The organism is Massilia sp. LC238, from assembly GCF_000735635.1.
In the GTDB taxonomy this organism is placed as follows: domain Bacteria; phylum Pseudomonadota; class Gammaproteobacteria; order Burkholderiales; family Burkholderiaceae_D; genus Telluria; species Telluria varians.
This window is the reverse complement of sequence record NZ_JNNN01000001.1, coordinates 26,244-33,318: the sequence shown is the minus strand read 5'-3', so window position 1 is coordinate 33,318 and position 7,075 is coordinate 26,244. Positions and strand designations below refer to the sequence as shown.

9 protein-coding genes and 1 pseudogene are annotated in these 7,075 nt (G+C 68.5%); 3 read left to right on the top strand and 7 right to left on the bottom strand.

From position 1 onward, the window contains the following. On the bottom strand, positions 1-340 hold a 340-nt coding region (locus FG94_RS00155; RefSeq protein ID WP_036205608.1), incomplete at its 3' end, for a helix-turn-helix domain-containing protein. Continuing rightward, positions 312-506, bottom strand: a complete 195-nt coding sequence (locus FG94_RS26330; RefSeq protein WP_200879916.1) for a MerR family DNA-binding transcriptional regulator — start codon at positions 504-506, stop codon at positions 312-314. The genes FG94_RS26330 and FG94_RS00155, both read right to left, overlap by 29 nt. Positions 507-590: 84 nt before the next feature. On the opposite strand from FG94_RS26330, the pseudogene FG94_RS28010 reads away from it, so the two are divergent. Then, a pseudogene (locus FG94_RS28010) lies at positions 591-2,166 on the top strand (DUF1302 domain-containing protein). A gap of 4 nt (positions 2,167-2,170) precedes the next feature. On the opposite strand, the gene FG94_RS00145 reads toward FG94_RS28010, so the two are convergent. After that, entirely contained in the window at positions 2,171-2,803 is a 633-nt protein-coding gene (locus FG94_RS00145; protein ID WP_036205604.1) for a 1-acyl-sn-glycerol-3-phosphate acyltransferase, read from the bottom strand. A gap of 177 nt (positions 2,804-2,980) precedes the next feature. Between FG94_RS00145 and arsC the strand changes: the two genes are divergently transcribed. Continuing rightward, positions 2,981-3,328, top strand: coding sequence for an arsenate reductase (glutaredoxin) (gene arsC / locus FG94_RS00140; RefSeq protein WP_036205601.1), 348 nt, complete (start codon positions 2,981-2,983; stop codon positions 3,326-3,328). A 9-nt stretch (positions 3,329-3,337) separates the two neighbouring features. On the opposite strand, the gene FG94_RS00135 is transcribed toward arsC, so the two are convergent. The 3 genes from FG94_RS00135 to FG94_RS00125 form a co-directional block, all read right to left on the bottom strand. Further along, positions 3,338-4,558, bottom strand: coding sequence for a right-handed parallel beta-helix repeat-containing protein (locus tag FG94_RS00135; protein WP_051995907.1), 1,221 nt, complete (start codon positions 4,556-4,558; stop codon positions 3,338-3,340). A gap of 120 nt (positions 4,559-4,678) precedes the next feature. After that, positions 4,679-5,116: a thioesterase family protein gene (locus tag FG94_RS00130; RefSeq protein ID WP_200879915.1), complete on the bottom strand. Its 438-nt coding sequence runs from the start codon at positions 5,114-5,116 to the stop codon at positions 4,679-4,681. 91 nt (positions 5,117-5,207) lie between these two features. Then, positions 5,208-6,062 (bottom strand): endonuclease/exonuclease/phosphatase family protein, encoded by an 855-nt coding sequence (locus tag FG94_RS00125; protein WP_036205595.1) that lies wholly within the window; start codon positions 6,060-6,062, stop codon positions 5,208-5,210. A gap of 91 nt (positions 6,063-6,153) precedes the next feature. On the opposite strand from FG94_RS00125, the gene FG94_RS00120 reads away from it, so the two are divergent. Then, positions 6,154-6,492, top strand: a complete 339-nt coding sequence (locus FG94_RS00120; protein ID WP_036205593.1) for a hypothetical protein — start codon at positions 6,154-6,156, stop codon at positions 6,490-6,492. Positions 6,493-6,513: 21 nt separating this feature from the next. Here the strand turns inward: FG94_RS00120 and FG94_RS00115 are convergent, their stop codons facing one another. Then, entirely contained in the window at positions 6,514-6,867 is a 354-nt protein-coding gene (locus tag FG94_RS00115; protein WP_152570779.1) for a hypothetical protein, read from the bottom strand. Positions 6,868-7,075: the final 208 nt, after the last annotated feature.

Sequence of the window (7,075 nt, the reverse complement as noted above, 5' to 3'; positions counted from 1 at the left end):
TCTTCAATACCGGAGGGTATGCCGGCGTTCCTGCACGGCGCTGCTCGAAGTAGCGGCTCCAGGCCTTGGCGAGGTTGGTGAAGGGCTGCGCATGGGCGTCGCGGTGGACGGTGCGCAGCCAGGGCTGGCCGTTCTCGTCAAGCCAGGCCGGGTCCGCATACTTGATCCGGTTGAACTGCTTTTTGAGCGCCATCGCATTCGGCTTGCAGCCTGCGGCGGCCTGGCGCTGCCATTCGGCGAGCGCCCAGTTCCAGACCCGGCGCGCAGTCCCGGCCGCGCGCGCGAAATAGCCGCGTTGTTCAAGCGTGGAGTCAATCCTGATCCGGTGCGCCAGCAGCATCGTGACTCTCCAGCGCCGCGCGCAGCTGGCTCTCGGTATAGCGCCGGCGGTTGCTGGCGGGGCGCGCCGCCGGGACCAGTCGTCCCTCACGCTCCCAGCGCTGCAGCGTCTTGACCGTGATTCCCAGCCGCTTCGCTGCGTGTCCAATCGCTAAAGTGCTTTCCATGATCATTATTCGACACGTGGGTGCACATTAAGTTCGACTAGGGTCTAGCTCCTCACCAATGTGAATGCCCCCGCCCTTGGCCTGATGGGCTACGGTAACGGGAGCAACGCCGACGACGGTAATACCAACTACGCCAGGGGTGAGGCCGCCTCGCGCGCGATCCGTGCCTTGCTCGACATCGCGGCGGCGGACGGCAACTGGTCGGGGCTGGTGCGTATCAAGGCCTGGCACGATGCCGGGCTGGCGCGCGACGGCCGGCCCTGGGGCAACGTCGTCAACGGCTACGGCGCGGGCGCGCCGCTGTCGGACAGGGGCATGCCGCGGCTGTCGCGTTTTTCCGGTGTCGCGCTGCTCGACGCCTGGATCGAGGGCAAGGCTGAGCTGGCCGGGATGCCGGTACTGGGACGCATCGGGCAGCAATCGACGACCTGGGGCGAGCGCTCGATGACGCCGGGCGGGCTCGAGGCGCTCAATCCGCGCGACCTGCCCGGACTGCACCGCGCGGCCCCGATCGCGAACGAGAGCATCGTGCCGCGGCCGATGCTGTTCGGGCGCATCGAGCCAGGAGCCGGCCACGGATCAAGCCTGGCGCTGGAAGCCTATTACCAGAGCGCCTTCCGCCCGTCCGCGCTCGACGCCTGCGGCACGCTGTGGTTGATGAGCGACTACCTGGTGGAGGGGTGCGACCGTGTCATGAGCGGACAACCTCTGGTGAGCGACCGCGCCCGCACCGCGCTCGGCGTCTACCAGAAGCGGCTGCCGACCTTGACGCCGAAAGCGAAGGAATTCGGCTTCGGCGCCACCTGGCGGCCCGACGAAGGGCTCGAGCTCGGCCTGTACCATGCCCGCTATCATGCGCGCACCCCGCTGCCTGGCCTGCGCCGCACCCTGCGCCCCGGTGGCCCGGCGCTGCGGCCCGGTGATCCGGATGGACGCAACATGGCGTTTTTCACCGAGTATGCCGAAGGCCTGCGCATCACGGCGGCGACCTTCTCGCGCAAGCGCGCCGGCACCAGCATCCACGGCGAAGTCTCGTACCGCCCCGCGCTGCCGTTCATGCTGGCGCCCGGCGACGTGCTGCCGCCTTTTCTGAGCGCCACGGCGCCATCGCTGTTGCGGGCGCGCGCCGATGCGGTGCCGCCGGGCGGCATTTTCCATGGTTACGACCTGTATGCGATGTGGCAGGCCCAGGGCGGCGTGCGCCGCGAATGGACCCTGGCCGCGATGGAGCTGGGGTTCGGCGCGGAGGTGGTGGGCAAGCGCGTGCGCGGCCTGCCCGATCCGTCGGTGCTGCGCTACGGGCGCGGGGACAGCTTCGGGGCCGGCTGCGGTGAGCACGCGCGATGCGGCGCGTCAGTGCAGCCTGCGCGGTTACGCGACGCCGCAGGCCTGGGGCTACCGGCTGCGCCTGGATGGGCGGCTGCCACGGCTGGCGCCCGGGCTGGCGGGCAGCGCCAGCCTGCTGTTCGTGCACGACGTGAAGGGATGGTCGGGCGACCTGCTGCTGAACGAGGGGCGCAAGTCCGCCAACCTCGCGCTGCGCTTCGAGTACCGGCAGCGCTATCTGGCGGAGCTGGGCTACCAGCCCTCGTGGGGTGGGGACTACAACGCGGCGGCGGACCGGGATACGGCCTCGGTGGCGCTCGGCCTGCGCTTTTAGGGCTTCAAGCGCGGCGGCGTTGCGGCTCGGAGGGATCGCGCGGCGGCGCCAGCTTGATCGGCGCGGCCTGGTCGGGATAGAGCGCCTGGCGGCCCTCGTAGACGGCGGCGATGGCGGCCATGTCCTGCTCAGGGTCGCCGCTCAGCTTCAGGGTATGGACCACGCTGAGCACCTTGGCGCGGTAGTCGATGTAGACCAGCAGCAGGGGCACGTCGGCGGTGGCGGCCAGGTGGTAGAAACCGCTCTTCCAGTGCGGGCGGTAGCTGCGCGTGCCTTCCGGGGTGATGCCGATCCAGCACCAGGACGAGTCGAGCATGGTCTTGGCCAGTTGGCGGGTGGCGCCCATTGAGGCGCGCCGGTCGACGGCGATGCCGCCCCAGTAGCGCATGATGGCGCCCATCGGGCCGCGGAACAGCGAATCCTTGGCGACCCAGCGGAACTTCAGGCCGACCGCCCATTTTCCCAGCAGGCCGACCAGGAAATCCCAGTTCGAGGTGTGCGGATAGACCACGGCGATCCCGTGCGGTCCCGGGAGGGGCTTGAAGTGCACCTGCCAGCCGGCCAGGTTCAGCAGGCGAAGCGCAGTGCGCTGGCCCCAGGTGGGAAGTGCTGCGGGGCGCAGCAGGTGTTCGCTCATCGATTCTCCGTCGCGGTTCAAACGCTTATTCCCGGGCAGCTTCTGTGTTCTACCGGAAAAATAGCGTCGAATTCTATAGCGAGCTGGACCGAGGAACAAGCAAAAAAGCTGGTGCCAGACATGAGGTGTGGTTATGATGCCGCTAGTTTTTCGCCAATATTGAAGAGTATTTAACAGATGGATATCACGATTTACCATAATCCGCGCTGCGGCACCTCGCGCAACACCCTGGCGGAGATCCGCGCAGCCGGCCATGAACCGCAGGTGGTCGAGTACCTGTCGGCGCCGCCCACGCGCGCGCAGCTCGCAGCGATGATTGCCGCGGCCGGCCTGAGCCCGCGCGAGGCCGTGCGCAGCAAGGAAGCCTTGTTCGCTGAACTCGGCCTGGACCAGCCCGGCGTCGACGACGCCGCCTTGCTCGATGCGATGGCGGCGCATCCGGTCCTGATCAACCGTCCCTTCGTGGTCACGCCGAAGGGTGTGCGCCTGTGCCGGCCTTTCGAACTGGTGCAAGAGATTCTTTAAACACAGGCGCTACTGCGCACCCGGCGCCGGCCCGCCCGTCGGTTCCGAGTCGGTATATGGGACCGCGCCGATATCGATCGGCCGCCGCGGCCGCAGCGCGACCGCATCGCCGGCATCCGGCGGCAGGCCCTTGCCGATTGCCGGCGAGCCCGGCTGGAGCCGGAAGTCGGGCGTGGCGAGCGCCCGGCCGTAGTCGGCGAACAGCGGCGCCGCGGCCACGGTGCCGCTGTGCCGGCGTCCCGCCGAGAGCTTCCAGTCGCCGCCGGCGTTCTGATACACCAGGTTGTTGCGGTAGCTGATGTTCTGGCCCGTCGCACCCTGTTCCATGATGCCGTGGCCGTTGTCGTAGACGATGTTGTTGGCCGTGTGCGTGTGATCGTTGGGCCCCGTGCTGTGATAGAAGTCGCCGCCGCCGACCACGATGCCGGTGCCGCAGCCGACCACCGTGTTGCCGCGGATCGTTACCTTGCTGGCGTCGTGCCACAGGTGGATGCCGGCGCCGGATGTCCGGTAGATGATGTTGTCGCGCACGCTGGCCGTGGTGCTGACGTAGATGCCGTGCATGTAGCGGCACTCGGGCGGACCGATGTCGTGCACGTTGTTGCCGACCACTTCGGCGTCGCTGCCCTTGTAGTAGCTGTCGACGCCGATGCCGGCGCCGCCCTTGGCCTCGCAGGGCACGTCGTTGCCGATGTGGTGGATGTGGTTGTGGTGGATGCCGTTGTGCGAGCCGCCGTTGTAGATGCCGCTCAGCCACTTCATGCCGCTCTGGTACTGGCCGCCGTCGATCTCGAAGCCGATGATGTCGAGGTAGTTGGCGCGGTTGTCCCAGGCCGCCGGCTGGCGCGAGTCGAGCGGCGGCACCAGGCGCGCGCCGCCGCGCTCGGTGGATTCGAAGACGATGCGCGCCTCCGCCGTGCCATGGGTATTGGTGCGTATCCCGCCGAAGTAGGTGCCGGGCGCGACGTGCACCGTGGTGCCGGGGGTGACGGCCTGGGCGGCGCGGGTGAGCGTGCGGAAGGGTTCGTCGCGGGTGCCCGGGTTGCTGTCCGAGCCGGATGGCGCCACGTACAGGTGCGTGCGTACCAGTTCGGGAATCACGAGGTATTCCTGGCCGGGCTCGCGCAGGCGACAGCCGGACAGCAGCGTGGCGCCAAGCAGGATGAAGAGCAGGGCGGCCAACAGCGGGCGTTTGGCGGGCCAGGCGGCGACGAACGGGTAATGGCGCATCTCTCTCTCGTGGCAACGGACGTGACGGAGTCAGTTTGACCCAGCACAAGCGGGAGGGAGGCCGGTTGTCTCAAGGTCTACTTTGAGGACACTCAACACGCCGCATCGGCTCTTCGGCGATCAAGAGGCCTGCACGACGGCCGGCATGTAGGTGTCGATGAACTCGACCGGCATGCGGCGCGGGCGGCCGCTGCTGATCTCGATGCAGACCAGGTCCCAGCACCCGCGCAGGACGGTGGCGCCGTCGCTGTCGCGCAGCAGCTGGAAACGGCGCTGCATGGCGAGCTTGCCGTCGCCGGCGACCAGCCAGGTGGCCAGGGTCAGCGACTCGCCCAGCAAGGTCGGCAGCAGGTAGTCGTATTCTCCGCGCCGGATCGCCATCGCGCGGTCGAGGCGGCGGTAATCGTCCAGCGACAGGCCGAGCTGTTCGGAATGGGCCCAGCCGGCCTGCTCGCACCAGCGCACGTAGACGGCATTGTTGGTGTGGTTCAGGCCGTCGATGTCGCCGGCTTGCGGCGTGACGGGCAGGGTGTAGGGGCGCGGGTAATCCCAGTCCAATGTGGCCTCGTGATGCAAAAACGGTTCGGGCGGCATGCGGCCGCGACACCGCCATTGTACGGCCCGGCGCCGGGCCGGGTGTCTTGACGCCTCACGCGTCCCAATCGAGCTCGACCAGCAGTGCCTGGTGATCCGAGCCCTGTTCGCTGGCGTCCACCCGCACGCGCCGCACCCGCTCGGCCAGGTCGGCGCTCGCGAACACGTAGTCGAAAGTAAAGGGAGCGCAGGCTTCCGGACTGGCGTCGTGCAGACCCACGGTGGGCGCATGGCGCCGTCCCGGCTGGGCCAGCTGCCAGCAGTCGCGCCAGGGATGGACGCCGTCGCCGAACGGCGCTAGCAAGCGCTGGTGTTCGGGCGAGCCCGGCAGCATGTTGAAGTCGCCGGCCAGCAGGGCCGGCATGGCGCGCGGCGGCACTGCGAAGGGACCGCGGCCCGGGGCCGGCGGATTGGCCGCATGCAGGCTGGCTTCGCGGTGCAGGTCGCGCAGGCGCTCGACCTGGGCCATGCGCTGGCGCTGCGAGACGTACTCGAGGTGCACGGCGACGACGCGCAGCGGCCCGCCGGGCGCCGCCACCGTCAGTTCGAGTGCGGTGCGCGGCATGCTCATGACCTCGGGCTCGGATGGCCAGGGCAGGGAGTGGCGCAGGGCCTGCAGGACTGGATGGCGCGAGAACACCATCATCCCGAAGCGGCGGCGCGCAGCATCGGCGGCGTCGGCAGCGGCGGTATCGCAGGCGATGGCCTCGAAGCCGGTACAGCCGGGCAGGCGCTCGCGCAGCATGGCGAACTGGTCTTCGGCGTCCGCCGTATAGCCGCTCGAAACTTCTTGCACACAAAGCATGTCAAAACTGCAAAATCGGTCGAGGCATGCGATGATACGGTCGAGATCTGTCTTGCCGTCCGGGCTGCGGCCGGACTGGATATTCCAGGTGACGAGCTTGAACATGGTGGTCCTTTCTGTGGACCCACAGGCTAACTGTCGGGGCGGCGCGGACGTTTGAAGAAGCTCAGGCGTGCGGGATACTGAAGGAGTGTGAATGTTCACGATGATCCTGCTGCTCTATCTGCAGCAGCACCGCGATGTGAGCCTGGAGAGCACCAGCCTGCGTGGAACTTTCCAGACGAAAAAGGCATGCGAGGCGGCCGCGCTGCGGGCGCGCGGACCCTTGCCGACGCCGGATGGCTATGCGGCGGCCTGGCACGACGCGATGTGCATCCCGATCAACCGCGGCGTCACCGTCAACGAGGGCAAGCCGCTCGACCTGGGCAAGCTGCTGCAGGGGCGCCCGCCCGTGGTATGCGAAGGGACCGGGGCCTGGCGCCGCGTCCAGGAACTGTGTGCGCCCGCCGCGGGCGGCAAGGGCGGCAAGCGCTGAGGCGCCTGAGCCGGGGTCGTTTCAGTCGCGCTTCCAGTCCCCATGGCTCGGACAGCGGATCAACCCCGCGGCGCCTCCGCCGCCGGCGCTGTCGAACTGGGCGGCCCCGCCGCCGTTTGCGCCGCCGATCTGCGGGCGGACGCTGCCGCCTGTGCGACACCATAGCTTGCCGCCCTGGCGGAAACGGTAAATGACCTGACCGTCGGGCGCGGTATAGGTGTCGCTGCTCAAGCCGCGACTGCTGTCCTTGTGGGCAGCTTCGAGCGCCTGCCTGAAGCGTCCTATCGAGGTGTCGGCGACTTCCGGCACGCCCGACTTCCCCTTGCGCATCTCGCGGTCGATGACGACCGCGTCGCGTTTCGCCCGCCCAACCATCGCGTCGAGTGCGGATTCAGCCGGAACGGAAGGGGCCGTGATGGCGAAGGGGTCGGCGGCCGTTGCCGGCATTTCCTGTGGCGGAGTAACGGGTTCCGGCCCGGGCGACGTGCCTGTATCTGCAGCCTCGCTACGCGCGCGTCGCTCCTTGGGCATGGCAGGGCGGGGAAGCGGCGGTTCCGAACGGATCCGCGGGAGCTGAGGTGAA